Source organism: Pseudomonas sp. NPDC089396 (assembly GCF_044749545.1).
GTDB lineage: Bacteria > Pseudomonadota > Gammaproteobacteria > Pseudomonadales > Pseudomonadaceae > Aquipseudomonas.
The window spans coordinates 11,951-36,136 of the sequence record NZ_JBIVIC010000006.1; the positions used below are offsets into that span (position 1 = coordinate 11,951).

23 protein-coding genes and 1 pseudogene are annotated in these 24,186 nt (G+C 62.0%); 11 read left to right on the forward strand and 13 right to left on the reverse strand.

Features of this window, described 5'->3' with window-relative positions; genetic code table 11:
• Window positions 1-39 precede the first annotated feature (39 nt).
• Window positions 40-990, reverse strand: a complete 951-nt coding sequence (locus ACIPZB_RS12440) for a LysR family transcriptional regulator (protein WP_400640432.1) — start codon at window positions 988-990, stop codon at window positions 40-42.
• Between the two features lie 132 nt (window positions 991-1,122).
• On the opposite strand from ACIPZB_RS12440, the gene ACIPZB_RS12445 reads away from it, so the two are divergent.
• Both ACIPZB_RS12445 and mmsB read left to right on the forward strand, forming a co-directional pair.
• Window positions 1,123-2,649, forward strand: coding sequence for a CoA-acylating methylmalonate-semialdehyde dehydrogenase (locus ACIPZB_RS12445; protein WP_400640433.1), 1,527 nt, complete (start codon window positions 1,123-1,125; stop codon window positions 2,647-2,649).
• A 10-nt stretch (window positions 2,650-2,659) separates the two neighbouring features.
• A complete protein-coding gene (gene mmsB, locus ACIPZB_RS12450; protein ID WP_400640434.1) occupies window positions 2,660-3,547 on the forward strand; it encodes a 3-hydroxyisobutyrate dehydrogenase in 888 nt (295 codons plus the stop codon).
• 198 nt (window positions 3,548-3,745) lie between these two features.
• Here mmsB and ACIPZB_RS12455 read toward each other — a convergent pair whose 3' ends face one another.
• The 7 genes from ACIPZB_RS12455 to ACIPZB_RS12485 form a co-directional block, all read right to left on the reverse strand.
• Complete coding sequence (locus ACIPZB_RS12455) at window positions 3,746-4,090, reverse strand: cupin domain-containing protein (protein ID WP_400640435.1); 345 nt, start codon at window positions 4,088-4,090, stop codon at window positions 3,746-3,748.
• A 161-nt stretch (window positions 4,091-4,251) separates the two neighbouring features.
• A complete protein-coding gene (locus ACIPZB_RS12460; protein ID WP_400640436.1) occupies window positions 4,252-5,184 on the reverse strand; it encodes a phosphatidate cytidylyltransferase in 933 nt (310 codons plus the stop codon).
• 1 nt (window position 5,185) lies between these two features.
• Window positions 5,186-5,809, reverse strand: coding sequence for a lysophospholipid acyltransferase family protein (locus ACIPZB_RS12465; RefSeq protein ID WP_400640437.1), 624 nt, complete (start codon window positions 5,807-5,809; stop codon window positions 5,186-5,188).
• 10 nt (window positions 5,810-5,819) lie between these two features.
• A complete protein-coding gene (locus ACIPZB_RS12470; protein WP_400640438.1) occupies window positions 5,820-6,251 on the reverse strand; it encodes a hypothetical protein in 432 nt (143 codons plus the stop codon).
• Window positions 6,248-7,606: a phosphatase PAP2/dual specificity phosphatase family protein gene (locus ACIPZB_RS12475; RefSeq protein WP_400640439.1), complete on the reverse strand. Its 1,359-nt coding sequence runs from the start codon at window positions 7,604-7,606 to the stop codon at window positions 6,248-6,250. The genes ACIPZB_RS12470 and ACIPZB_RS12475 overlap by 4 nt, the downstream gene beginning before the upstream one ends.
• Window positions 7,603-9,360: a bifunctional alpha/beta hydrolase/class I SAM-dependent methyltransferase gene (locus ACIPZB_RS12480; protein ID WP_400640440.1), complete on the reverse strand. Its 1,758-nt coding sequence runs from the start codon at window positions 9,358-9,360 to the stop codon at window positions 7,603-7,605. The genes ACIPZB_RS12475 and ACIPZB_RS12480 overlap by 4 nt, the downstream gene beginning before the upstream one ends.
• A 30-nt stretch (window positions 9,361-9,390) precedes the next feature.
• On the reverse strand, window positions 9,391-9,996 hold the full coding sequence (locus ACIPZB_RS12485; RefSeq protein WP_400640441.1) for a CDP-alcohol phosphatidyltransferase family protein: 606 nt from the start codon (window positions 9,994-9,996) through the stop codon (window positions 9,391-9,393).
• 510 nt (window positions 9,997-10,506) lie between these two features.
• On the opposite strand from ACIPZB_RS12485, the gene ACIPZB_RS12490 reads away from it, so the two are divergent.
• The 5 genes from ACIPZB_RS12490 (at window position 10,507) to ACIPZB_RS12510 (ending at window position 15,273) form a co-directional block, all read left to right on the forward strand.
• The gene (locus ACIPZB_RS12490) at window positions 10,507-12,345 is read left to right on the forward strand and encodes a type VI secretion system Vgr family protein (RefSeq protein WP_400640442.1); all 1,839 of its coding nucleotides are present in this window, start codon (window positions 10,507-10,509) and stop codon (window positions 12,343-12,345) included.
• Window positions 12,346-12,364: 19 nt separating this feature from the next.
• Entirely contained in the window at window positions 12,365-12,955 is a 591-nt protein-coding gene (locus ACIPZB_RS12495) for a DcrB-related protein (protein ID WP_400640443.1), read from the forward strand.
• Entirely contained in the window at window positions 12,952-14,172 is a 1,221-nt protein-coding gene (locus tag ACIPZB_RS12500) for a PAAR domain-containing protein (protein WP_400640444.1), read from the forward strand. Before ACIPZB_RS12495 ends, ACIPZB_RS12500 begins: the two co-directional genes overlap by 4 nt.
• A 2-nt stretch (window positions 14,173-14,174) precedes the next feature.
• Entirely contained in the window at window positions 14,175-14,654 is a 480-nt protein-coding gene (locus ACIPZB_RS12505; RefSeq protein ID WP_400640445.1) for a YrhA family protein, read from the forward strand.
• Between the two features lie 151 nt (window positions 14,655-14,805).
• Entirely contained in the window at window positions 14,806-15,273 is a 468-nt protein-coding gene (locus ACIPZB_RS12510; RefSeq protein WP_400640446.1) for a YrhA family protein, read from the forward strand.
• Between the two features lie 146 nt (window positions 15,274-15,419).
• Here the strand turns inward: ACIPZB_RS12510 and ACIPZB_RS12515 are convergent, their stop codons facing one another.
• Window positions 15,420-16,304: a LysR family transcriptional regulator gene (locus tag ACIPZB_RS12515; protein ID WP_400640447.1), complete on the reverse strand. Its 885-nt coding sequence runs from the start codon at window positions 16,302-16,304 to the stop codon at window positions 15,420-15,422.
• Between the two features lie 78 nt (window positions 16,305-16,382).
• On the opposite strand from ACIPZB_RS12515, the gene ACIPZB_RS12520 reads away from it, so the two are divergent.
• The gene (locus ACIPZB_RS12520) at window positions 16,383-17,147 is read left to right on the forward strand and encodes a sulfite exporter TauE/SafE family protein (protein ID WP_400640448.1); all 765 of its coding nucleotides are present in this window, start codon (window positions 16,383-16,385) and stop codon (window positions 17,145-17,147) included.
• On the opposite strand, the gene ACIPZB_RS12525 is transcribed toward ACIPZB_RS12520, so the two are convergent.
• The gene (locus ACIPZB_RS12525; protein ID WP_400640449.1) at window positions 17,137-17,451 is read right to left on the reverse strand and encodes a putative quinol monooxygenase; all 315 of its coding nucleotides are present in this window, start codon (window positions 17,449-17,451) and stop codon (window positions 17,137-17,139) included. The genes ACIPZB_RS12520 and ACIPZB_RS12525 overlap by 11 nt on opposite strands.
• Before the next feature lie 158 nt (window positions 17,452-17,609).
• On the opposite strand from ACIPZB_RS12525, the gene ACIPZB_RS12530 reads away from it, so the two are divergent.
• The 3 genes from ACIPZB_RS12530 to ggt all read left to right on the forward strand — a co-directional run bounded on the left by ACIPZB_RS12530 (window position 17,610) and on the right by ggt (window position 20,942).
• Window positions 17,610-18,200 (forward strand): NAD(P)H-dependent oxidoreductase, encoded by a 591-nt coding sequence (locus ACIPZB_RS12530; RefSeq protein ID WP_400640450.1) that lies wholly within the window; start codon window positions 17,610-17,612, stop codon window positions 18,198-18,200.
• Between the two features lie 60 nt (window positions 18,201-18,260).
• Window positions 18,261-19,157: a LysR family transcriptional regulator gene (locus ACIPZB_RS12535; RefSeq protein WP_008094172.1), complete on the forward strand. Its 897-nt coding sequence runs from the start codon at window positions 18,261-18,263 to the stop codon at window positions 19,155-19,157.
• 117 nt (window positions 19,158-19,274) lie between these two features.
• Window positions 19,275-20,942 carry a gamma-glutamyltransferase gene (gene ggt, locus ACIPZB_RS12540; protein ID WP_400640451.1) on the forward strand — a complete coding sequence of 556 codons (1,668 nt, stop codon included), beginning with the start codon at window positions 19,275-19,277 and terminating at the stop codon, window positions 20,940-20,942.
• 130 nt (window positions 20,943-21,072) lie between these two features.
• On the opposite strand, the gene ACIPZB_RS12545 is transcribed toward ggt, so the two are convergent.
• The 3 genes and pseudogenes from ACIPZB_RS12545 to ACIPZB_RS12555 form a co-directional block, all read right to left on the reverse strand.
• Complete coding sequence (locus ACIPZB_RS12545) at window positions 21,073-21,936, reverse strand: methyl-accepting chemotaxis protein (RefSeq protein WP_400640928.1); 864 nt, start codon at window positions 21,934-21,936, stop codon at window positions 21,073-21,075.
• A pseudogene (locus ACIPZB_RS12550) lies at window positions 21,928-22,992 on the reverse strand (methyl-accepting chemotaxis protein); the annotation flags it as partial. The gene ACIPZB_RS12545 and the pseudogene ACIPZB_RS12550, both read right to left, overlap by 9 nt.
• Before the next feature lie 190 nt (window positions 22,993-23,182).
• Window positions 23,183-24,073: a neutral zinc metallopeptidase gene (locus ACIPZB_RS12555; RefSeq protein WP_008094166.1), complete on the reverse strand. Its 891-nt coding sequence runs from the start codon at window positions 24,071-24,073 to the stop codon at window positions 23,183-23,185.
• Between the last annotated feature and the right edge of the window lie 113 nt (window positions 24,074-24,186).

A 24,186-nucleotide genomic window follows, 5' to 3' on the forward strand; every position in this document is an offset into this window, starting at 1 on the left:
GGAGCCGGCTTGCCGGCGATGGGCTGCAAAGCAGCCCCTTCAGTCCTGAGCAAACCGCATCTCCCGAGTTTCCCCCATCAGCAACGGCGCATTCGCCTCGGTCACCCCGCGGATGTAATCCCACAACAAGGTAATCCGCTTCAACTTCCTCAAATCCTCCCGGCAATACATCCAGAACTGCCGCGTCACCTCGATCTCCTCCGGCAACACCGTCACCAGTCGCGAATCCTGCGCCGCCAGGAAACACGGCAAGATTGCCAACCCACGCCCCTGCAAGGCCGCCGTGTACTGCGCGATCACACTGGTGCTGCGCAGGTGCGCACTGGCATTGGGGATCAGGTTGGCCAGGTACAGCAGCTCCGAGCTGAACGCCAAATCATCCACATAGCTGATGAACGGATGTCCCACCAGCTCGCTGACCTGGCTGATCGGCGCATGGCTGTCCAGGTAATCCTGGGTCGCATACAGCCGCAGCCGGTAGTCGCACAACTTGCAGCACACATAAGGCCCATGCTCCGGCCGCTCCAGGGCGATGACGATATCCGCCTCACGCTTGGACAGGCTGATGAAGTGCGGCAGCGGCAGGATATCCACGGAAATCGCCGGGTAGGCGTCGACAAAATGGCTCAGCTGCGGGGTGACGAAGAAGCTGCCGAAGCCCTCGGTGCAGCCCATGCGCACATGCCCCGACAACGCCACGCCAGACCCCGATACCTGCTCGCAAGCCATGTGCAGCGTGCTTTCGATCGATTCGGCATAGCCCAGCAGGCGCTGCCCTTCGGCGGTCAGGACGAAGCCATTGGTGCGTGATTTCTCGAACAGCAGCGTGCCCAGCGCACCCTCCAGCGAACTGATGCGCCGAGACACCGTGGTGTAGTCGACGCTCAGGCGTTTGGCGGCGCTGCTGGCCTTGCGGGTACGCGCCACTTCGAGGAAAAACTTCAGGTCGTCCCAGTTCAGCGCACTGAGGGAGGTCAGGTCTTTTTGCATGTTGATCCGGTTTTTTTGTGCGTTCTTGTTGGATGTTTGCACATCTATACTCGAAAAAAGCCCCACGACGCCACCTCGCGTTTGCACGGCGTTGGCGATCTCGTCCCGACAAAAATTCCAAGGAGAACGCAGATGAACGCACCACAATCCCCCGACAAGACCAAGGTCGAGCAGGTCAAGCTGCTGATCGATGGCCAGTGGGTCGAATCGAAGACCACCGAGTGGCGCGACATCGTCAACCCGGCCACCCAAGAGGTGCTGGCGCGGGTGCCGTTCGCCACCGTCGAAGAAGTGGATGCCGCCGTGGCCGCTGGCCAGCGTGCCTTCGCCAGCTGGCGCGACACCCCGATCGGCGCCCGCATGCGCATCATGCTCAAGCTGCAGGCGCTGATCCGCGAACACACCAAGCGTATCGCCCAGACCCTCAGCGCCGAGCAGGGCAAGACCCTCGCCGATGCCGAGGGCGATATCTTCCGCGGCCTGGAAGTGGTCGAGCACGCCGCCTCCATCGGCACGCTGCAGATGGGCGAGTTCGCCGAGAACGTTGCCGGCGGCGTCGATACCTACACCCTGCGCCAGCCGATCGGCGTGTGTGCCGGCATCACCCCGTTCAACTTCCCCGCAATGATCCCGCTGTGGATGTTCCCGATGGCGATCGTCTGCGGCAACACCTTCGTCCTCAAACCGTCCGAGCAGGACCCGCTGTCGACCATGATGCTGGTCGAGCTGGCGCTGGAAGCCGGCGTGCCGGCCGGTGTGCTCAACGTGGTGCACGGTGGCAAGCAGGTGGTGGACGCGATCTGCACCCACAAGGACATCAAGGCAATTTCGTTCGTCGGCTCTACCGAAGTCGGCACCCACGTTTACAACCTGGGCAGCCAGCACGGCAAGCGCGTGCAGTCGATGATGGGCGCGAAGAACCACGCCGTGGTACTGCCCGATGCCAACCGCACCCAGACCGTCAATGCCCTGGTCGGTGCCGCCTTCGGGGCGGCCGGTCAGCGCTGCATGGCCACCTCGGTGGCGGTACTGGTGGGCAAGGCACGTGAATGGCTGCCGGACATCAAGGACGCGGCGAGCAAGCTCAAGGTCAATGCCGGTAGCGAGCCGGGCACCGATGTCGGCCCCGTGGTCTCCAAGCGGGCCAAGGAGCGTGTGCTGGGCCTGATCGAAAGCGGCATCCAGGAAGGCGCCAAGCTCGAACTCGATGGTCGTGACGTGAAGGTGCCAGGCTACGAGCAGGGCAACTTCGTCGGCCCGACCCTGTTCTCCGGGGTCAAGACCGACATGCAGGTGTACACCCAGGAAATCTTCGGCCCGGTGCTGGTGACCCTGGAAGTCGACACCCTCGACGAAGCCATCGCCCTGGTCAACGCCAACCCGTTCGGCAATGGCACTGGCCTGTTCACCCAGAGCGGCGCGGCGGCGCGCAAGTTCCAGAGCGAGATCGACATCGGCCAGGTCGGCATCAACATTCCGATTCCGGTACCGGTACCGTTCTTCAGCTTCACCGGCTCGCGCGGCTCCAAGCTCGGCGATCTTGGCCCGTACGGCAAGCAGGTGGTGCAGTTCTACACTCAGACCAAGACCGTCACCGCCCGCTGGTTCGATGACGACAGCGTCAATGACGGTGTGAACACCACCATCAGCCTGCGCTAAGGAGTTCGCCATGCGTATCGCATTCATCGGCCTGGGCAACATGGGCGCCCCCATGGCCCGCAATTTGATCAAGGCCGGGCACCAGTTGAGCCTGTTCGACCTGAACAAGACCGTGCTGGCCGAACTCGCCGAACTGGGTGGGCAGGTCAGCGCCTCGCCCAAGGAAGCGGCCGCCAGCAGCGAGCTGGTGATTACCATGCTGCCGGCAGCGGCCCACGTGCGCAGTGTCTACCTCAACGATGACGGTGTGCTGGCGGGCGTGCGCCCCGGCACGCCGACCGTGGATTGCAGCACCATCGACCCGCAGACCGCCCGCGAGGTGTCCAAGGCTGCGGCAGCCAAGGGCGTGGACATGGGCGATGCGCCGGTGTCCGGTGGCACCGGCGGCGCGGCGGCGGGCACCCTGACCTTCATGGTCGGTGCCAGCACCGAGCTGTTCGCCACGCTCAAGCCTGTGCTGGAGCAGATGGGCCGCAACATCGTGCACTGCGGTGAGGTCGGCACCGGGCAGATCGCCAAGATCTGCAACAACCTGCTGCTGGGTATCTCGATGATCGGCGTGTCCGAAGCGATGGCCCTGGGCAATGCACTGGGCATCGACACCAAGGTGCTTGCCGGCATCATCAACAGCTCGACCGGGCGTTGCTGGAGTTCCGACACCTACAACCCGTGGCCGGGCATCATCGAGACGGCGCCGGCATCGCGGGGATATACCGGTGGCTTTGGTGCCGAGCTGATGCTGAAAGATCTGGGGCTGGCCACCGAAGCGGCGCGCCAGGCCCATCAACCGGTGATCCTGGGCGCTGTGGCCCAGCAGCTTTACCAGGCCATGAGCCTGCGTGGTGAAGGCGGCAAGGACTTCTCGGCGATCGTCGAGGGGTACCGCAAGAAGGACTGACGAGCGAGGGACTTCATCGCGGGTCGGGCGGCTTTCCCTCTGTAACTGCGCACCAGAGGGAAGGGCGCCTGCCCCGCGATTTTTTTTGCCTGTAGTGGCCCTATCGCCGGCAAGCCGGCTCCCACAGGTACTGCACAGCCTTATTGTGGGAGCCGGCTTGCCGGCGATAGGGCCCGTGATGCCAGCAAAAATCCCGGATCAGGCAAAAACGAAATACTTGCGCACGGTCTCGACCACTTCCCAGGTCCCTTTCATCCCCGGTTCGATCACGAACACATCACCTGCCTTCAAATGCTTCGGCGCTTCACCTTCCGGGGTGATGATGCAGTAGCCCTCGAGGAAGTGGCAGAACTCCCACTTCTCGTAGTTGACCTCGAACTTGCCCGGCGTGCAGATCCAGGTGCCCATGATCTTGCTGCCGTCGGCCGACAGGTAGGCATTGAGGTTGACGGTGTGCGGATCGCCGCCGATGCGCTTCCACTGGGTGGCGTCCACGACGGGCGTCGGACAGGTTTCGCGCAGGACGGTGATGAAATCGGACATGGCACAACTCCTGGTGACTGGCTGGATGACGCGTCACCATAGGGCCATTGGCCTGGCCGCAGTTGCCTGGGCTCGACGTCCAGCTGTCTGACCGCGCTATGCCAGCGCGTTGACCTCGACCGTCACAGGGGCCAGCGCCTCAGCCCAAGCAACATCACTTATCAAGCCCACCAATAACGCACGAAGTGAAAGAACACCGGCGCCGCAAAGCACACCGAGTCCATGCGGTCGAGCATGCCGCCGTGGCCTTCGATCATGTGGCCCCAGTCCTTCACCCCGCGGTCGCGCTTGATCGCCGACATCACCAGGCCGCCGAAAAAGCCCATGGCATTCACGGCCAGCGCCATCAGGGCCGCCTGCCAGAAGCTGAAAGGGGTGATCCAGCACAGCAGCGCCCCGACCAGGGTTGCCAGCGCCACGCCGCCGGCCAGGCCTTCGACGGTCTTCGATGGCGACAGGTTGGGGGCTACCTTGCGCTTGCCGAACAGCTTGCCGCACACGTACTGCAACACATCGCTGATCTGCACCACGAGGATCAGCCAGGCGATCAGCAGCAGGTTGCGGCCCTCGAAGCCCGGGATGTCCAGGGTCAGCAGGGCCGGCACCGACGACAGGCAGTACACCGCGATCATCAGCCCCCACTGCACTTTCGAGGCGCGTTCGAGAAAGCGTGTGGTATCGCCGCCGAAGCTGGCAAGGATCGGCAGCAGCAGAAACAGGTAGACCGGGATGAAGATGCTGAACAGGCCGTACCAGTCCATGGCGATCAGCAGGTACTGCACCGGCAGGGCGACATAGAACGCGGCCACCAGCGCCGGGTAGTCGCTGCGCCGGGTCGGGGTGAGGGTCATGAACTCGCGCAGGGCGTAGAACGACACCCCGTAGAACAGCACGATCACCCCGTACTTGCCGAACAGGAAGGCGATGCCGATCACCAGCACCATTACCCACCAGGCGTTGATGCGGGCGTTGAGGTTGTCGATCACCGCGTGCGGCGCCGGGCCGGCGCGCCACTTGAGCAGGCGGCCGATGAGGCTGGCGATCAGCAACAGGGCGCCGATGCCGGCGAACAGGGAAAGGGTGTTGTCGTCCATGTCAGGCGTCCTTCGGTGCCAGGTTCAGCAAGGCCTGGCTGGCCCGCTCGAGAAAGGCCTGCTTGCCTTCTTCGGCCTGCAGGTGGATGGGTTCGCCGAAGCTCAGCGTGCACAGCAACGGCAGGGGCAGGGCACGGCCCTTGGGCATGACCCGGTTGAGGTTGGCGATCCACACCGGCACCAGCTCGACCTCGGGGTTGGCTGTGGCCAGGTGGTAGAGGCCGCTTCTGAATGGCATCAGCGGTTCGTCGCCGAGGTTGCGGGTGCCTTCGGGGAAGAAGATCAGGGAATCACCCTGGGCCACGGCATCGAGCACCGGTTGCAGCGGGTTGCCCTGGCCTTCGCTGCGTTGCCGGTCGATCAGCACCCCGTTGAAGACCCGGCGAATCAGAAAATCGCGAATACCGGGTTTGGCCCAGTAGTCGGCGCCTGCCACGGGGCGTGTGCGCCTGCGCAAGGGGTCGGGCAATGAGGCCCAGAGCAGTACGAAATCACCATGGCTGCTGTGGTTGGCGTAATACAGGCGCTGTACCGGCTGCGGGGTGCAGCCGAGCCACAAGGCGCGGGCGCCGGTGATCAGGCGGGCGGCGGAGGTGATGAGGAAGGCGGTCAGGGCGGCGAGCATGGTGCGGTTGTTATCCGATGAAGGGCACAGTCAGCAGGGTAGTCAAGGCCAGCAGCAGTTGCAGGGCCAGGCACATGGCCTGGCGCCGCAACAGAGACAAGGCTGCCTGGCTGCGGGCAGGCCAGTCGCGGCTGTCTTCACGCTGTGGTTTGAGGCGCAGGTCGAACAGGGCTTGGTCCAGGTGCCGGGTGTCGGCGGGCAGGTCGCTGCTGGCGCCGAGGCGGGCGAACAGGTCGGCGTCGAGGGCGACACGGATGGCCCAGTATTTGTGCAACAGGCCGAGCATCAGCAGCATCGCGCACAGGAGCGTTGCCAACGGATGAAGGTGTACGCCGAGCAGCGGTGCCAAACCGTAGGCCAACGCCAGCAGGGTCACGCCATCCGACAAGCGCTCCAGTTGCACGCCGCGGGCGAGCAGGCTGGCGACCAGGTGCAGGTTCATGGCTGTGCTCCGAGCTGTTGCAACACTTGGCGATGGGCGGGGCGCAGGACGATACCGGGGCGTGCCTGGCGGATCAGCGTTTCGGCGTCGTCGAGATCCTTGCAGCGCCCGGACAGCAGCAGCCAGGCGGCCACGGCGCTGGCGCTGCGTGAATAGCCGAGGGCGCAGCAGACCAGCAGGGGGCCGTGCCGGCGCAGGCGCTCGATGGCTTCGGCGGCTTGCTGCAGCAGGTGGCTGTCGGGGGGGATCAAGTCCAGCGTGGGGGCTGCGCTGTAGAACTGCTTTGTCTGCTCGGACGCCATCGCCGGCAAGCCGGCTCCCACAGGTTCGGTGGGGACTTGTTTGCTAACAGGGCAGGGGAGTTCCGCGCAGAGGTCGACGATGGCGGCAAACGGGGCAGCTTCATTGCGCGTTGGGATGCGTCCAAGGAATACCCCGTCACACACTTCATCGGCCTGCGGATGACGCCAGGTCCACAGCCGCGAGTTGACCCATGCACCGAGCAGGTAAGGCGCCAGCAGCCAGCTGGAGGCACTCGACAAGCGCCCGTGCGCGTTCTTCTGAAACCCACCGCTGCCGATAACGCCATAGTTCAGCGCCACCAACAGCAAGGAAAGGGCAGGCCACAACAGCCAAAGACCCGTCCCTCCCGCGATGAAAGCCACAGTCGCCAGCAATGACGAACCAACGGCATAACACAGCGCCACCCACCAGCGCTTGGCGACGCGCGCAATGCCGGCTTCCCGCCAGCGGTTGCCCCACAGCCACACGCAGACGAACCCCGCCAATGCGCCGGTCGGCACATCGATGAAGTGGTGCTGCCAGGTCGTCAGCACCGAGACTCCGATCAATGCCATCCAGCCATGCATCAGCCAACGCCAGGGCTGGCGCTGTACGTGCCGGGCAAACAGCGTCCAGATGATCACCAGCAGCGCGATATGCAGCGAGGGCGCCTGGTTGTAGGGCTTGTCGAAGCCCATCAGCACATCGAACAGCCAGCCGAATAGGCCGCCAAGCTCGGGCCGCTCAAACGTGAAGCGCAATGGCCAGAGCAGGAAGCCGCTCACGCAGAGCACCTGCGCGGTGAGTAGCGTCAGGGCGTGCCGATCCATTTCCTGGCGTGTGCGGGGCAGCAGGAAGGACAAGCCGTAGAGCAGGTCGATCGACCAGTACGGGATGATCGTCCAGGGCCACAGCGGCATGTAGCTTTCCCAGGCGAACACCAGGCTGCCGATATCGCTGCGACCGGCCGTGTAGCTGTTCGCCAGGCCGTAGCTGAGGAAGAACAACGGCCCCAGCAGCAACAGCCATAGCACCCCCCGGCGGATCAGGCCCGGCTCACGGGCGGTTGTCATTCACGCACCCGCTGGGCCAGGCTGACCGTGAAGATGCCCCACTCATCGACCCGCTGGGCCAGCTTGCGAAAGCCCGCCGCCTCGACCAACTGGTCCATTTCCGCCTGGCTGCGCCGGCGCATCACCCACGCCTCGCCGCCGCGATGGCTGGTCAGGGCGCGGGCGATCATCTCCAGCTGCGGGTGCCAGGGTTGGCCGGTGTAGACCAGGTAGCCGCCAGCCTCGACCGCATCGGCCAGGCCCGCCAGCGAATTGCCCACCAACAGGTTGCTGGGGAACAGCTCGTAAAGACCGGACACCACCGCCAGGGTCGGGCGTGGGTCCAGCGCGGCCAGGCTGGCGCGGTCGAAGGCGTCGCCCTGGACGAAACGGGCGATGTCGGCCAAGCCTTTTTCGGCAATCAGCGCGCTGCCTTGCTGCACGTTCAGCTCGCTGTAGTCGCGCAGCAGGATCGAGTCGGGCAGTTGCTCCAGCTCCTGCAGGGCTTCGAGGATGTAGCGGCCATGGCCTGCGGCGATGTCGACGATATGCACGGGCTGTTGCTGTTCACGCAGCCGTGCGATGGCCTGGCGCAGCAGTTCCTCGACATGCAGCTTGCGCTGACGGATGCCGCGCCAGCCGATGGCGTTCAGGTAGTTCTGGTCGATCATCCGGCCCAGCTTGCCTTTGCCGGTGGGCTGGTTGCGGTAGACGTAGTCGAGCGTGCTGCCGGAGTCGAAGCCGGTGTCGAAGCCCAGCTTCACGCCTTCGGCCATCCCCTTGCCCAGGCGCAGGCCGGCCCGCGTGGCGCGCCAGTAGAGATCGCGGGGCGAGTTGCGCGGCAACGGCGCGGCCAGGCTTTCGGCTTCGGCGCAGCTGGCGCCGGCCTTGTCGGCATCGAGCAACGACGGCAACGGCGCGGGGCTGGCGAAGCAATGCTCGACGAAACGCTCGATACGCCTGAGGGCGTGGGCGCGGTCACGTTCGCCGAGGGTGTCGTGGAAGAAGCCCGGCAGAATGTGCATCTCCTTGCGTGCGCTGCCCAGGCGCTCGAAGAAGCGCTCCTGCGGCTTGCGCTCGACCACCAAGTCGGCCCCGGATACCAGCAACTGCGTCGGCACCTGGATGGCCTGGGCATCGGCCACCACACGGTCGGCGGCTTCGTACAGGCCAAGCAGCATGGTCACGGAAATCGGCCGGCTGATCAGCGGGTCGGCCACGTAGGACATGACCCGTTCAGGGTCGTGGGTGAGCAGTTGCGGCCTGACGTAGCTGTTGACGAAGAAATTGCCCCGCACTGCCTTCATCAGCTTCAGGCCGGGGCGGGCGAAGGGCACGTAAAGCTTGACCTTGAATGCCGGCGAGGCGAGCACCAGGCAGCGCACCCTGGGCGCGTAGTCGTGGGCCCAGGTAGCGATCAGCACTGCGCCGACGCTTTGCGCCAGTACCACCAGGTCTTGTTCGGCAACGCCGTGGCTGGCCTGGATATGCTCGATGAAGGTCTGCACATCGCGCACGCTGGTGGCGAACCCCGGGCTGTCACCCCGGGCCCCTGGCGACTTGCCGTGGCCACGTGCGTCCCAGGCGAAGAAGTCGTAGCCGGGCATGTCCAGTTCGTCGGCCAGGTGGGCCATGCGTCCGCCGTGTTCGTGGCCGCGGTGAAACATCACCACGGCGCGGCGCGGTTGGTATTCGTTGCGGGTGGCGGGCCAGTGACGGTAGTGCAGCTCGACACCGTCGTGAGTGGTGAAATGCAGCGATTGCGCTTGGCGCATGGCGAAAGTCCTTGTCCGGCGGCGGAGGGTTCAGCGAGCTTCGGCCAGCCCCTGGCGAACCCGGTTGTAGAGGGTATAGAGCGAGAGTGCGAGGATGACCAGCAACAGGCCATTGACCCAGACCCCGTCGAGCAGGCCCAAGGCGACCCCGGTGCCCAGCACGCCAAAGGCCAGCGCCCGGTCGCTCTTGCCCATCGGCCCGTCGTAGCGCCGCGAGGCACCGGCCAGCGGGCCCATCACCCCGGCGTATTCGCTGAAGGTGGCGCTAAGCACCACCACCACGACCAGCATCGGCGAAACCCCGGCAAGCAGGGCGAACGGCAGGTACAGCGCCGCGTCGGCGATCACGTCGCAGAGTTCGTTGAGGTAGGCGCCGAGTCGTGATTGCTGGCCGAACTCACGGGCGAGCATGCCGTCGATGGCATTGAAGGCCATGCGCAACAGCATCCAGACCGGAATGAGGATGAACAGCCAGGCAATGTGGCTGAACCAGGCCAGCAGCAGGCCCAGCAGCAGCGAGACCACGGCGGCGCTGACGGTGACCTGGTTGGCGGTAACGCCTCGGTCGTGCAGGCGTTGCACTGCGGGGCGCAGGAGGGACTGGAAGCGCGGTTTGAGCTGATAGATCGATGGCACTGGAAACTCCTTTTCATCGCTGTCGGGTGTATTCAGGCGCCTGCCAAAAAATCGCGTCGTACCAACAAGGCAGCCATCCATGGCCTATCAGACATAGGCACGTTGCAACAAATGTAGGAGCGAGCTTGCTCGCGATGCGCCGCGCGGGCGGCGCTCGATCGCATAGACGCCAAAAATGTCACGACAAGCCCTGGCTCCCCCCCTTCCATAGCTCACGCCCACAAAGTTTGTAACCCGTTAATGCGGTTTTTGTTCGGTAGCATCGGGTTCATCCGCGATTCTTGCAGGACCACCCCCTTGTCCAAAACCCGCACCGTTGCGCCGCTGCTTCCCCTACACGGCACCCCCAAAAAATCCACTCCCGGCGAACATAGTAGGAAACCGTAAATTCCGCTGTCAGATCATTCCCAATCCCCGCCATCCCCCTAAACACCCCGTTCATTGCCATCGGTCATTCCACTCCCCTAGCCTCCATCGCCTTTCGAACATGAACGTGCAAAGGAGAGCGTAATGATCATGGACCTGGTCGAGCGGCTGAGCCCCCAGCACCGTCGACTGCTCAAGTTCCACCACAAGTCGAATCCCGAGTCGGGACTGCTGCTGGAGCGCTTCAAGGGCGTTGAAGGCCTATCGCGAGCCTTCGAATATGAGCTGCTGCTGATCTGCAGCTCGGTGCAGATACCGCTGAAATCGATGATCGGCCAACAGGTCAGCCTGGAGATCGAACTCGCCGATGCCGACCCGCGCTTCATCAACGGCTACCTCACGCGCTTTGCCAGCCTGGGCAGCGATGGCGCCCTGCAGCGCTACAGTGCGACCCTGAACCCTTGGCTTTCACTGCTTGAGCATCGCATCGATACGCGAATCTTCCAGGACTGCACGGTGGAGGAGGTACTGCGCGAGGTTTTTGCACTGTATCCGGAATACGCCCGTTACCGCTTTTACCTGCACCGCTCGCAAAAGCGTCACAGCTACCTCACTCAATACCGCGAGAGCGATTTCAGCTTCATTCATCGCCTGCTTGAGCAGGCTGGAATGTTCTACTACTTCGAGCACAGTGCCGAGAACCACATACTGGTGATCAGCGACTATTCCCGCTTGTCAGACCCACTACCCGAACAACCGCAGATCCGGTTCCACAGAAATTCGGTCACCGAAATCGCCGACGCCATCACGCGCTGGAGCGGCCATCGCCAGCTGTCGGCCGGCAAGCTTGCCCTGCAGACTTTCGACTATCGCAAGCCGCACAACCTGCTGCCGGTGGCGATGGACAGCGTGAACGAGCAAGGCGATGTGCAATGCCTGGAAGTGTACGACCCCGGCCAATACACCCACGGGACCTACAACGAAGGCGAAGCCTTGTTGCGAACACGCATCGAGGCGCTGGAAGTGCGCGCCAAATGGTTCGAAGGCGCGAGCAACTGCCGCGCCATGCGCCCGGGTTACAGCTTCGAGTTGTTGCAGCACCCGGCCCACGCTGGCCGCTTGGTGGAGGCGCGTGAGTTCCTGTTGTTGAGCGTGACGTGTGAAGGCCACAACAACTACCTCACCGGCCAGCAGGCCAGCTACTTCAACACCTTTACCTGCGTGCGCAAGAAGATCCCGTTCCGCCCGCAGGCGAACACTGTCCGACCCGTTATCAACGGCCCACAGACTGCCATCGTCGTAGGCCCGCCAGGCGAGGAAATCTTCACCGATGAGCTGGGACGGGTGAAGGTGCAATTTCACTGGGATCGCCAGGGTGGTTTCAACGAGGGCAGTTCCAGCTGGGTGCGGGTGGCACAAACCGGCGCCAGCGGTGGCTTTGGCAGCATCCAGATCCCGCGGGTGGGTGACGAAGTGGTGGTGGTGTTTCTCGAGGGCAACCCCGACCGGCCCTTGATCATCGGCAGCGTCTACAACGTCCGCAACCCCCCACCGTGGCCGCTGCCGGCGAACAAGACCCAGAGCGGGGTACTGACCCGATCGATCAATGGCACAGGTCGAACCGCCAACTTCTTGCGCTTCGAGGACAAGGCCGGCGCGGAGCAGGTCAGCCTGCATGCCGAGCGAGACATGGAGACCGAAGTCGAGGCGGATGACAGGCTCACCGTTGGTGGCAACCGAACGATCAACGTGACTGGCAAGCATGCGGAAACCATACGGCTGGAAACCAGCATTGCGGTGGAGGAAGGGTCCTACTTCGTCACCGTCGATCAAGGGCATATCAAATTGACGGCTGCGCAATCCATCACGCTTGAAGTGGGGCAAAGCAAGTTGGTGATGAATCAGGACGGGACCATCAAGTTGTGCGGCGTGGTGGTGGATGTGAATGGCAGCACGATCATCAATCTCAATAAATCCGAGTGAAGGACAGGGAACAGTCTTTATGTATCGCAAAAGTATCTACGACAGGATTTCTGAAAAGCGTGAGGAGAAAGAACGCCTCGAACGTGAGCAACTCGCACGAGAGGCGATGAAGCCGCCACCGCCGGAGCGCTTTCTGGCGAATGAAGTGAGCTTCGTGCGGCCAGAGAGCCTGAAAGACAAAACGTTTCATGTCTTCACTCTCACCGAGTTCACCCCTAGCCCGTTTTCATTGGTGATTGGCAGGTCATTGGCTGCGCGGGACGCATCACTGGAAACGCTTGCGCAAAAATTGCTCGGGGAAGTGGATAAAACGCTGTCCCATCTGCAGTGGATCGAACCTGTTACCCCCACCCAGGTGGCGGGCCTGGAGGCACGCCAAGTGGAGTTCCGTTGGCGCCAGCAAGGTCAGCCGATTCATCAGATCCAGGTGATGTTCTTGCATCAGGACGAACATGGGCAGCCTCTTCTGATGCAGATCACGGCAACCAGCAACAACCCCAAGGGCATGACGGAGACTGAGCGTGAAGCATTCACTCAGGTCATCACCAGCTTTGAAGTGCGCAGCCCGCCTGGTGGCAATGAGGAGGTGTACGAGGCTGCGCCAGCATGAGTGGTGCAGCACGTTTCGCCGATCCGATTGAGCATTCCAGTGCATTGAGCGGCTTGTTGGCAGGCTTGGCGATTGGGGCCGGTGCCGTCTTGTTCGGGATAGCCGTTGTTGGCACCGGCGGCTTGGGGGCTGCGGCGCTGGTAGCAATGGTCGGGGCGGGTGCAGCGACAGGGGCAGGCATTGGGCAACTGCTTGGTAGCTTGTCATTCGCGCAGCGGGAAACGGGGTTCATAACGTCCGGCTCAGGCAACGTTCACATCAATGGCCAACCGGCGGCGAGGGCGCATGCCGACTATGCCGTGTGCACGGATCATTCCGGTGTCTCGAGGACGCTGGCCCAAGGTAGCTGCTCCGTTTACATCAATGGCCTGCCCGCTGCCAGAGTGGGAGATCGTACTGTTTGCGATGCCAGGATAAGTGCCGGGTCGGCCAACGTCTTCATTGGTGGTGAGACGGAGACTACCGATGAAATCAGCCCGGAAGTGGCTGGTTGGCTTGACGGAGCAGTACTGGGAGTCGGGCTTGCCAGTGCGATTGCCCTCGTTGGACCTGCAATGGCGCTTTGGGGGCTTTTCGGCGGAGTGCTGGGAGGCGGTGCGGGATATCAAGTAGGGGGAGAGCGTTACGGTGAAGGTTCCGATGAGCAAAAGCTTATGGCTTTTGGCGGGGCGTTTATTGTTGGCGGTCTGGCGGCGCGTTATAGATTGCAGCCGGGGGCGGGGCTTGGGAGCAATTTTGGCAATATAAAAGTCGGCGCAAGAGGGCCGAAAGGGTATGTGGGCTATTTAAGAGGAGAGTCTATAGAGCTACCAGGCGTTAGGGCAGAAACTTTCCTTTATGTAAAAAGGTCTGCCACTGAGTTGAAAACATTGAGGCAGGTTTTCAGTGCTTCAGAGAGGCCCAGGTTCTTGAAGGGGTTATCGAAAACAGCAGAAGATTTCGCAAGTTTGAAGCGTGCTGGTTTTAATGATATCGAAATCGCCAGGATTCAAAGTGGAAAGCTTCCGAATGAAGATTGGCAGGTGCATCACATTAAGCCACTAGATGATGGTGGTACAAATGATTTTGAAAACTTGGTGCTCTTACAGAATCATCCCTATCATAAAGCGGTGACGAATGTACAAAGGCTTTTTGTGAGTGGGCTGAAAGAAGGTGAAAGCAAGCTAGTAGAATGGCCTATGTTTGATGTGAAGATTTATCCCGATATTGGAGGTTAAATATGGATGAGGCTATAAGGGCGGAAATTATAAATTTACGCGAAGCGTTAGATGACGGTGAGATGTATGTAGGTCCTCCGGCAACCATGGCTGATATTGCGAGTCTAACTAGTGCTGTGTGGGTGGAGATGGCTGCGAAGTTGCCCGTTGAGTATTTAGATTTTCTAGAGAACTTCGATGGCTTGGTTGCGTGTGGTGTTTTTATTTACTCGAGCCACACGCGTGTAAGAGCTAATGGTAAATTGGCACGATATGATTTTATGCGAATGAATAGATTGGGGCGGGAGTTGGGGTTTATGGATAATTTTTTGGTTTTCGGAGATAGTGATTTAGATGAGTATGTGCTGGACCTCTCGCGAGGTAAATATCAAGTACGGGATCGACAGGCCTTTGATAATGTGTTTGAAGAGTTCGAGACTTTTGATGGTCTTCTCGGGCATATGGTAGATCTGATCGTTCATTGGTCAAAAAATCAAAGCTAAAGAACTTGCTGGTTCACGTCAAGAAAAAGGGGAATGGCTTTTCGTCTGTGTCATTGTTGTTGCCCTAATAAAGGCGAGAGGTCGAATTTTTGTTTATCAAAACACATCGCAAGGTTGGTTGAAGCATATAGTGTATATTGGTGGGCTTTCTGTGAATGGTGCCATTTATAAATGTATTAAGATTTTACGTGATCGATTGAATGATGCGGATATGTACTTGGGTCCAGTCGCTACGCCGGGTGATATTGCGGCGTTAACAAATGCTGTATCAATTGAGTTGTCGGCAAACTTGCCATATGAATATTTGGAGTTTCTGCAAATGTTTGATGGATTGGTTGCGTGTGGGGTATTTATTTACTCGAGTCGCTCACGCGTGATGCCGGGCGGCGACATCTTGAGTCGTAGTTTTGTAGAGATGAATCATTTGAGTCGCGATATGGATTTCATGAAGGATTTCCTTGTTTTTGCAGATAGCGATCAGGATGAGTATGTGCTAGATCTGAAGCAAGGTAAATATCAAGTAAGGGACAGACAGGCATTCGATAATGTGAATGAGGAGTTTGATTCATTTGATGGGATTTTGGCGTTTATGGTTGACCTTATTGGTCAGCGTTCTTGAAAAGGCATGTCGCTGCGAAGTCCGACTTGAGCCGTATTCTTTGAAGTTATTCAGAGTTGCGGTTCGAAGTATGCAGATATTGAGATGTATTCATGGCTGGAATGGAGGGGGCAACTTTTTCTGGCGTGGGTTGAATACGCTTGCGATCATCCCTGCACCAACCGCTCGACCAACCCAGCCGCATACCCCGGCAACCCCGAAAAATCCCGCGCACACAGTAAAAGCCGCCGATTCGCCCAGTCCTCGCGCAGCCCCACCCAGTGCATCGGCAACACGCCCTGCCAGCGCTTCACCGATGCCATCGGCACCACCCCGACACCCGCCCCACCCGCCACCATGCGGATCACCCCGTCAAACCCTTCGGCCCGCACCCGCACCTGCATGCGCCGCCCTTCTCGAAGCGCCTGTTCCTCCAGGTACAACGCCAACGCACTGTTCGCCCCCAGCCCCACATGGCCATGGGCGAGGCAGTCGATGAAACTCGGTGTAGGCTCCAGGGCCAGGGGATGGTTCAGGGGAGTGACCAGTACCAACGGATCATCGCGAAACGGCAGGGTCTGCAGATGTGCACTGGGCGCCGCCGTGGAGATGATGCCGAGATCGGCCATGCCTTGGGTGATCGACTGCACGATCCGCAGGCTCGGCAGCTCCTGCACATCGACACTGACTCCGGGGTTGTCGGCCAGATAGCTCGCCAGCAGCTCCGGCAGGTATTCGGTCAGCGCCGCCGTGTTGCACAGCAGGCGCACCTGGCCTTGCTGCCCCTTGGCGTACTGGGCCAGGTCGAACTGCAAGCGCTCGACCTGCTGGCCGATCAGTCGCGTGTGTTGCAGCAGTGCCTGGCCAGCAGGCGTCGGCTGAACGCCCCGTCGATTGCGTTCGAGCAGCGCTGTTCCGAGCGAGGCTTCCATGGCCCGGATTCGCGCGCTGGCCGCCGGTAGCGACAGATGGCTGCGGCGTGCCCCGGCAGTGATGTTGCCGCACTCCACGGTGTGCTGGAAAAGCATGAGGTCGATCAGGTCGAAATGCATCTGCCTCTGTCCTGGCAAGAGTCTGGCTGAGTATATGGCAGATTTTCAGCCCGTCTGCCGCACGCCATCATGGCGGCCATGGATACCTTGATCGCTTTCTATCAGAACATCGGCCCGGCACTGTCACTACTGGTCATTGCCACCTTCCTGCTGGCCGGTGCGGTCAAGGGCGTGATCGGCCTCGGGCTGCCCACCATCGCCATGGGCTTGCTGGGCCTGGCTATGTCGCCGGCGCAGGCTGCCGCGCTGCTCATCGTTCCGTCGACGCTCACCAATCTCTGGCAACTCGCCGCTGGCGGTCACCTGCTGGCGCTCATGCGAAGGCTCGGGCCGATGCTGGCGATGATCTTCGTCGGTACGCTGCTTGGCAGTGCCTGGCTCGGCATCGACAGTGGGCCGTGGGCGGTGCATGGATTGGGGGCTGCGCTGGTCATCTACGCACTGTATGGGCTGAGCGGCCCGGTATTGCGAGTGGCGCGGGAAAGGGAAGGGTGGTTGGGGCCGCTCTGCGGATTGGTGACCGGCGTGGTCACGGCGGCCACCGGGGTATTCGTGATGCCGGCAGTGCCTTACCTGCAGAGCCTGGGCCTGAGCCGCGACGAGATGATCCAGGCACTGGGCCTGTCGTTCACCGTCTCGACCCTGGCACTGGCGCTAGGCCTGGCCGGGCAGGATGCCCTGGGTGGCCAGGCGCTGGGGGCCTCACTGCTGATGCTGGCGCCCGCGCTGCTGGGCATGCTGGCCGGCCAGTGGCTGCGCCAGCGAATCAGTGCGGCGCTGTTCAAGCGCTGCTTCTTCATCGGTCTGGCCGTGCTGGGCGGCCACTTGCTGATCAACGGCTAGCGGAAGAGGCACTGAGCATCTCGATCAGTTGGATATCGAAGTCGCGCTCCAGGTAGTCCATGCGTTTTTCGAAGAACGCGGCCATGTGTGGCAGTGCCGAGTGCACATCCAGGGCCGCCTTGCTGGCCCATACCTCGAAGAACACGAACAGGCTCGGGTCTGCCTTGTCGCGCAGCATGTGGTACTCGATGCAGCCCGGTTCCTGCCGGCTCGGCTCGACATAGGCGCGGAACAAGCTCTCGAAGGCTTCGGCCATTTCCGGACGGGTCTTGGCCTTGAGGACGAAGGCGTATTGCTCACTCATGGATAACTACTCGCGGGTGGAAAGATGAATCGATTCTACGGCAAGAATTGATTGTCCATTCGTGACTTCAGGTCAATTGTATTTTGCCCCGTCCTCGCTGTTTCCCGTGACTGTGAATCCCTAATCTGCCGGTCATCGATTCTTGACTTGAGGTCAGCATGAAAAAGATTCTTCTGCTCAACGGTGGTAAACAGTTCGCTCACTCCGACGGCCGCCTCAACCAGACCCTGCACGACGCCGCACTGGCTCACCTGGACCGTTCCGGTTTCGACGTGCAGCAGACCTTCATCGACGGTGGCTACGACGTGCAGGCCGAAGTCGAGAAATTCCTCTGGGCCGATGTAATCATCTACCAGATGCCAGGTTGGTGGATGGGCGCGCCCTGGACCGTGAAGCAGTACATCGACGAGGTGTTCACCGCCGGCCACGGCAGCCTCTACGCCAACGACGGCCGCACCCGTTCGGATGCCTCGCAGAAGTACGGCAGCGGCGGCCTGTTGCATGGCAAGCAGTACATGCTGTCGCTGACCTGGAACGCACCCCAGCAGGCCTTCGACGACCCCAGCGACTTCTTCGAAGGCAAGGGCGTGGACGCGGTGTACTTCCCGTTCCACAAGGCCAATCAGTTCCTCGGCATGACCGGTCTGCCGACCTTCATCGCGGTGGATGTGATGAAGCGTCCGGACGTGCCGGCGGCGTTGGCGGCCTATGAAGCGCACCTGGACCAAGTGTTCGGCAAGGCAGTTTAACTGGACTTGCAGCTGGCAAGCGGCTATCAATCACCGCGAAGAGCAGACACAGGCGCATACGTGAAAACCCGATCCGAAGAACTCCAGGTATTCGTAGCCGTGATCGATTGCGGCTCGATCTCCGCTGCCGCAGAACAGATCGGCCAGACACCGTCGGCAGTCAGCCGTACCTTGTCGCGCCTGGAGGCCAAGCTCGGCACCACCCTGGTCAACCGCACCACGCGGCGCATGGACTTGACCGAAGAGGGGCGCTTCTTCCTCGAACGCTCGCGCCTGGTACTGGAGCAGATGGACGAAATGGAGGAGCGCCTGTCGATGAACCGCCAGACCGCCTCCGGGCGTCTGCGCATCAACGCGGCCGCTCCGTTCATGCTGCATGCCATCCTGCCGTGGATCGGCGAATTCCGTCGTCAGTACCCCGGCATCGAGCTGGAGCTCAACACCGACGACCTGATCATCGACCTGCTGGAACAGAGCACCGACGTGGCCATTCGCATCGGCGACCTGGCCGATTCCAGCCTGCATGCCCGCTCGCTGGGCTGCAGCCCGGTGCAGGTGCTGGCCAGCCCGGCCTACCTTGAGCGGCACGGTACACCCGAGCGCGTGGAAGACCTGGACAAGCATTGCCTGCTCGGCTTCAGCCAGCCCGAGTCACTCAACCAGTGGCCACTTCGCCATGCCCAGGGCGATCGCTGGCCGATCCGCCCGGCGCTGCTGGCCTCCAGTGGCGAAACCCTGCGCCAGCTGGCCCTGGCCGGGGAGGGCATCGTCAGCCTGTCGCACTTCATGACCCACGAAGACATCCGCGCCGGGCGCCTGCAGGTGGTGCTGAGCGAAGCCAACAACGGCTACCGCCAGCCGATCCATGCCGTCTACTACCGCAACACGCAACTGGCCCTGCGCATCCAGTGCTTCCTGGACTTCATTCAGCGCAAGCTGGCCATGTACGCCTGCTGAGTTGCCTGAACGCGACAGATCCTGCCCAAGGGCGGCGAAACTTCCTACGTGTTATTGCACTGTCGACAGGCTTCGGCCTTACTGACTGATCAACAAAAACAACACCAAGGAAGTGTCATGCGTATTGTCCTGTTCCAGTCCCTGGCGCTCGGAGCCGCGGTCCTGAGCTGTTCGTCGGCCTATGCCTTGACCCTGGAGGGCGGCGCGGTGGCCGCACCCGATCAATATGGCGCACAGGTGGCCGCCGATATCCTGAAGAAGGGCGGCAACGCGGTGGATGCCGCCGTGGCCACGGCCTTCACCCTGGCGGTGACCTACCCGGAGGCCGGCAACATTGGCGGTGGCGGTTTCATGACCCTGTTCGTCGACGGCAAACCCTACTTCCTCGACTACCGCGAAGTCGCGCCCAAGGCCGCCAGCCGCAACATGTACCTGGACGAAAAAGGCGAGGTCATCGAGAACCTGAGCCTGGTCGGCGTGCGTGCCGCCGGCGTGCCTGGCACCGTGATGGGCCTGTGGGAAGCGCACCAGAAGTTCGGCAAGCTGCCCTGGAGCGAGCTGCTCACCCCAGCCATCGGCTACGCGAAAAACGGCTTCAAGATCGCCGAAAAGCAGTACCAGTACCGCAACGATGCTCAGGGCCTGTTCAAGACCGCCACCAACTTCAATGACTATTTCGGCAACATGAAGGTGGGCGAGCTGTTCAAGCAGCCGGAGATGGCGCAGACCCTCGAACGCATCGCCGACAAGGGCGTCAGCGAGTTCTACCAGGGCAAGACCGCCGACCTGCTGGTGGCGCAGATGCAGGCCGACAAGGGCCTGATCACCAAGGAAGACCTCAAGGACTACAAAGCCGTCTGGCGTGAACCGATGGCCCTGAGCTGGCGCGGCAACGTGGTGTACACGGCACCACCGCCGAGCTCGGGTGGCGTTGCCCTGGCCCAGCTGCTGGGTATCAAGGAAGACCGCGCGGCGGACTTCAAGGGCGTGGCACATAATTCGGCACAGTACATTCACCTGCTGGCCGAGATCGAGAAGCGGGTGTTCGCCGACCGTGCCGACTACCTGGGCGACCCGGCGTTCACCAAGGTGCCGGTCGACCAACTGATCGCCAAGGACTACCTGGCCAAGCGCGCCGCCCAGGTCAACCCCAAGGCGATTTCTGCGACCGACGATGTCAAACCGGGTCTGGAGCCGCACCAGACCACGCACTTCTCGATCGTCGACAAGCAGGGCAACGCCGTCAGCAACACTTACACCCTCAACCTCGACTACGGCAGTGGTGTGGTGGTCAAGGGCGCTGGCTTCCTGCTTAACGACGAGATGGACGATTTCAGCGCCAAGCCGGGTGCGGCCAATGCCTTTGGCGTGGTCGGCGGTGATGCCAACGCCATCGCCCCGGGCAAGCGCATGCTGTCGTCGATGAGCCCGAGCCTGATGACCCGCGACGGCAAGGTCGAGTTGGTGATCGGCACGCCGGGTGGTTCGCGGATCTTCACCTCGATCTTCCAGGTGATGAACAACCTTTACGACTACGGCATGCCGTTGGAGAAGGCGGTCGCGGCGCAGCGTGTGCACCATCAATTGCTGCCCAAGGACACCATCTACTTCGACAGCTATGCGCCGTTGACCGGGCCGGTGGCCGATGAATTGAAGACGATGGGCTATGTGCTGGAGGACCAGGGCTGGGAGATGGGCGATATCCAGGCGATCCGGGTCAATGGGGCGCAGTTGGAGACCGCTTCTGATCCGCGTGGGCGTGGGGTGGGGATGATTGTCAAATAATCGGTAGTCAGTTCTGGCCCCATCGCCGGCAAGCCGGCTCCCACAGGTACTGCGCAGACTCAAGCTTGGCGCTGTACCTGTGGGAGCCGGCTTGCCGGCGATGGGCTGCAAAGCAGCCCGAACCTGAAACTCAAACGCGGAACTGACTCACCAACATCTGCAACTGCCCACCCAAACGCGCCAGCTCTACGCTCGACGCCGCCGTCTCATCACTGGCCGCCGCCGTCTGCTCCGACACATCCCGCACATTCAGAATGCTCCGGCTGATCTCTTCAGCCACCGCGCTCTGCTGCTCGGCCGCCGCCGCGATCTGCTGGTTCATCGATTGGATGCTCGACACCGTACCGGTGATGCTCTCCAGCGAAGCCCCAGCCTTGCGCGCCAGTTCCACACTGCTGTCGGTCAAGGTGCGGCTGCCGTGCATGGCGTTGGCCACTTGCTGGGTGCCGTGCTGCAGGCTGGCGACCAGCTCCTCGATTTCCTCGGTGGACTTCTGGGTACGCTGGGCCAGGCCACGCACTTCGTCGGCCACCACGGCAAAGCCACGGCCGGCCTCGCCGGCGCGGGCCGCTTCGATCGCGGCATTGAGCGCCAGCAGGTTGGTCTGTTCGGCCACCGACTTGATCACATCCATGACGCTGCCGATCTTCTGGCTTTCCTGCTGCAGCAGGTTCATCGCTTCGGTGGAACGGTGCACTTCCTCGGCCAGGCGTTCGATCTGGCTGATCGCTTCACCGACCACACGATCACCCGCGCGGGCCTCGTCGTCGGCACCGGTGGCGGCGTGCGAAGCCTGCTCGGCGTTGCGCGCCACTTCCTGAACGGTGGCGGCCATTTCGTGCATCGCGGTAGCGACCTGGTCGGTCTCGACCTTCTGGCTGTTGGCGCCGGCACTGGTCTGCTCGGTCACCGCTGACAGCTCTTCGGCGGCGCTGGCGATCTGGGTGACGCCATCGCGGATGCCGCTGATCAGATCGCGCAGGGTCGTGCCCATGCGCGCGATGCCTTGCTGCAGCACGCCGATTTCGTCGCGGCGGGTAACCCGCAGGTCATGGGTGAGGTCGCCGCCGGCGATCCGCTCCACCGCCTTCAAGGTCTCGCGCAGCGGGCCGGTGATCTGCCGGGTGATCAGAACGGCTGCCAGGACACCGGCCAGCAAGGCCAGCAGCGTGGCGATGGTCTGCAGGCTGCGGGCCTGGATACTCTCGGCGTCGCGGCGCTCAATCTGGATCTTGTACAGCGCATCGCTGCGCTTGACGATATCGGCGCCTTGCACGGTCATTTCCGCACGGGCCGTAGTGATTTCGGCGACGGCATCGCGGAACTGGCGCACGGCGTCACGGTAGGCCAGCACCGACTGTTCGAACTGCTGCACACGCGTGGCCTCGGCCGGCAACTGGCGCTTGAGCTCGTCGATTTCCACCAGCGCCGCTTCCAGCTGGCGCAGCGCCGCCTGTTCGTTGACCGCGCTGTTGTCGGCGATGTAGCCGCGTACGTCGATGCGCACCTGCAGCAGTTGCTGGCGCGTCTTGCTGATCAGTTGGTACTGCGCCAGGCGCACGCTGTCGGCCTCGGCACGCGACATGACGTTCTGGCTCAGGGCATCCATGGCGTCGTCGGCCTTGCTGGCGGACAGGTTCATCGCGTCGCGGGCGGTTTGCGAACTCTGGTAGCCGGCACGCATCTTGTTCAGCGATACCTTGTACTCGCTGATGGTCTGCCCCAACCCCTTGAGCAGCTCGACGTTGTCCGGGCTCTTGAAGGTGCTGGCCAGGTACGCCTGCTGCTTGCTGAAGGCATCGAGCTTGGCCTGGGTATTGGCAGCGGTAGCCTCGTCGCCGTTGGCGATCATGTACTGCAGGCGGGCTATTCGCAGGTCGGTCAGGTCTTTGTTGAGCTGGGCGATATCACCCATCCAATTGCTACGGTCGATGAGGCTGCCCAGGCTGGTCCACCCGGCCAGGGCCAGCAGGCCGGTGAGAACCAGCACCAGGCCGAAGCCCAGGCCGAGTTTGAGGTTGACGCTGATATTGGCGAACCAGCTGTTCATGCACGCTCTCCAGAAAAATTTCGCTCACTTGATCTTCGATCGCGAGGCGTTGTTGTTCTGGATGCCCGCTCAATCGTGCAGGGGTTATCGGCAAGAGGGAGGGAAGCTGAAACGCTTTTTCAGGAGATTTGCTCACTAGCCTTTTCGCGGGCTTGCCCCGCGAATGGGCCGCAGCGCGGCCCCGGCAATATCAAAGGCTGCGCGCACTGAAGGTATCGCAGCTGTTCACCTCACCCTGGGCAAACCCCGCCTTGAACCAGCGCACGCGTTGCTGCGAAGTGCCATGGGTGAACGAGTCGGGTACCACACGCCCCCGGCCCTGCTGCTGCAGGCGGTCATCGCCAATGGCATTGGCGGCATTCAGTGCCTCCTCGACATCACCCGGCTCCAGCCAGTTCAGGCGTTGCTGTGCCTGGAAGGCCCAGACCCCGGCCAGGCAATCGGCCTGCAACTCCTGGCGCACCAGCAAGCCGTTGTCGCCTTCCATGCGCTGGCCATTGCGACGCGCGGCGTCGACCTTGGCCGACACGCCGAGCAGGGTCTGCACGTGGTGGCCGATCTCGTGGGCGATCACGTAGGCCTGGGCGAAATCGCCAGCGGCGGCGAAGCGGGTTTCCATCTCACGGAAGAACGACATGTCCAGGTACACCCGCTGGTCCGCCGGGCAGTAGAACGGGCCCACGGCCGCCGAAGCGAAGCCGCAGGCGGAATTCACCTGGCCACTGAACAGCACCAGCTTGGGGTCGCGGTATTGCTTGCCGGCCTGGGAGAACAGGGCCTTCCAGGTGTCTTCGGTGTCGCCCAGGATCGAGGCGACGAACTGCGCCTGCTCGTCGTTGGCCGCCGGTGCCTTGTTCTCCACGCCAGCCGGGGCCTGCTGTTGCTGCTGCATCTGACCGGTGAGCTGGCCGAGGATCTGCAGGGGGTCCTGTCCGGTGAGCCAGCCGATGCCGACGATCAGCAGGATCGCCCCAAGCCCCAGCCCCTTGCCGCCGCCAAAGCGCATGCCGCCGCCACCGCCGCCACCTTCACCGCGGGCATCGACCACGTTGTCGCTGCGTCGGCCTTTTCGCCATTCCATGAGGGCTCTCCAGAGCTTGAAACAGGAAGTAAAAGATTAGTTCACCCTCGGCAAAGGTACTAATTCATAACCATTTGGTTATGTCTGATGCGGTTGAATTCAATATTCATCCC

Excerpts from the sequence above, each read along its gene's own strand:
- ACIPZB_RS12440 (WP_400640432.1), bottom strand. The coding sequence starts at position 990 with ATGCAAAAAGACCTGACCTCCCTCAGTGCGCTGAACTGGGACGACCTG.
- ACIPZB_RS12445 (WP_400640433.1), top strand. The coding sequence starts at position 1,123 with ATGAACGCACCACAATCCCCCGACAAGACCAAGGTCGAGCAGGTCAAG.
- mmsB (WP_400640434.1), top strand. The coding sequence starts at position 2,660 with ATGCGTATCGCATTCATCGGCCTGGGCAACATGGGCGCCCCCATGGCC.
- ACIPZB_RS12455 (WP_400640435.1), bottom strand. The coding sequence starts at position 4,090 with ATGTCCGATTTCATCACCGTCCTGCGCGAAACCTGTCCGACGCCCGTC.
- ACIPZB_RS12460 (WP_400640436.1), bottom strand. The coding sequence starts at position 5,184 with ATGGACGACAACACCCTTTCCCTGTTCGCCGGCATCGGCGCCCTGTTG.
- ACIPZB_RS12465 (WP_400640437.1), bottom strand. The coding sequence starts at position 5,809 with ATGCTCGCCGCCCTGACCGCCTTCCTCATCACCTCCGCCGCCCGCCTG.
- ACIPZB_RS12470 (WP_400640438.1), bottom strand. The coding sequence starts at position 6,251 with ATGAACCTGCACCTGGTCGCCAGCCTGCTCGCCCGCGGCGTGCAACTG.
- ACIPZB_RS12475 (WP_400640439.1), bottom strand. The coding sequence starts at position 7,606 with ATGACAACCGCCCGTGAGCCGGGCCTGATCCGCCGGGGGGTGCTATGG.
- ACIPZB_RS12480 (WP_400640440.1), bottom strand. The coding sequence starts at position 9,360 with ATGCGCCAAGCGCAATCGCTGCATTTCACCACTCACGACGGTGTCGAG.
- ACIPZB_RS12490 (WP_400640442.1), top strand. The coding sequence starts at position 10,507 with ATGATCATGGACCTGGTCGAGCGGCTGAGCCCCCAGCACCGTCGACTG.
- ACIPZB_RS12495 (WP_400640443.1), top strand. The coding sequence starts at position 12,365 with ATGTATCGCAAAAGTATCTACGACAGGATTTCTGAAAAGCGTGAGGAG.
- ACIPZB_RS12500 (WP_400640444.1), top strand. The coding sequence starts at position 12,952 with ATGAGTGGTGCAGCACGTTTCGCCGATCCGATTGAGCATTCCAGTGCA.
- ACIPZB_RS12505 (WP_400640445.1), top strand. The coding sequence starts at position 14,175 with ATGGATGAGGCTATAAGGGCGGAAATTATAAATTTACGCGAAGCGTTA.
- ACIPZB_RS12515 (WP_400640447.1), bottom strand. The coding sequence starts at position 16,304 with ATGCATTTCGACCTGATCGACCTCATGCTTTTCCAGCACACCGTGGAG.
- ACIPZB_RS12520 (WP_400640448.1), top strand. The coding sequence starts at position 16,383 with ATGGATACCTTGATCGCTTTCTATCAGAACATCGGCCCGGCACTGTCA.
- ACIPZB_RS12525 (WP_400640449.1), bottom strand. The coding sequence starts at position 17,451 with ATGAGTGAGCAATACGCCTTCGTCCTCAAGGCCAAGACCCGTCCGGAA.
- ACIPZB_RS12530 (WP_400640450.1), top strand. The coding sequence starts at position 17,610 with ATGAAAAAGATTCTTCTGCTCAACGGTGGTAAACAGTTCGCTCACTCC.
- ggt (WP_400640451.1), top strand. The coding sequence starts at position 19,275 with ATGCGTATTGTCCTGTTCCAGTCCCTGGCGCTCGGAGCCGCGGTCCTG.
- ACIPZB_RS12545 (WP_400640928.1), bottom strand. The coding sequence starts at position 21,936 with ATGGGCACGACCCTGCGCGATCTGATCAGCGGCATCCGCGATGGCGTC.
- ACIPZB_RS12555 (WP_008094166.1), bottom strand. The coding sequence starts at position 24,073 with ATGGAATGGCGAAAAGGCCGACGCAGCGACAACGTGGTCGATGCCCGC.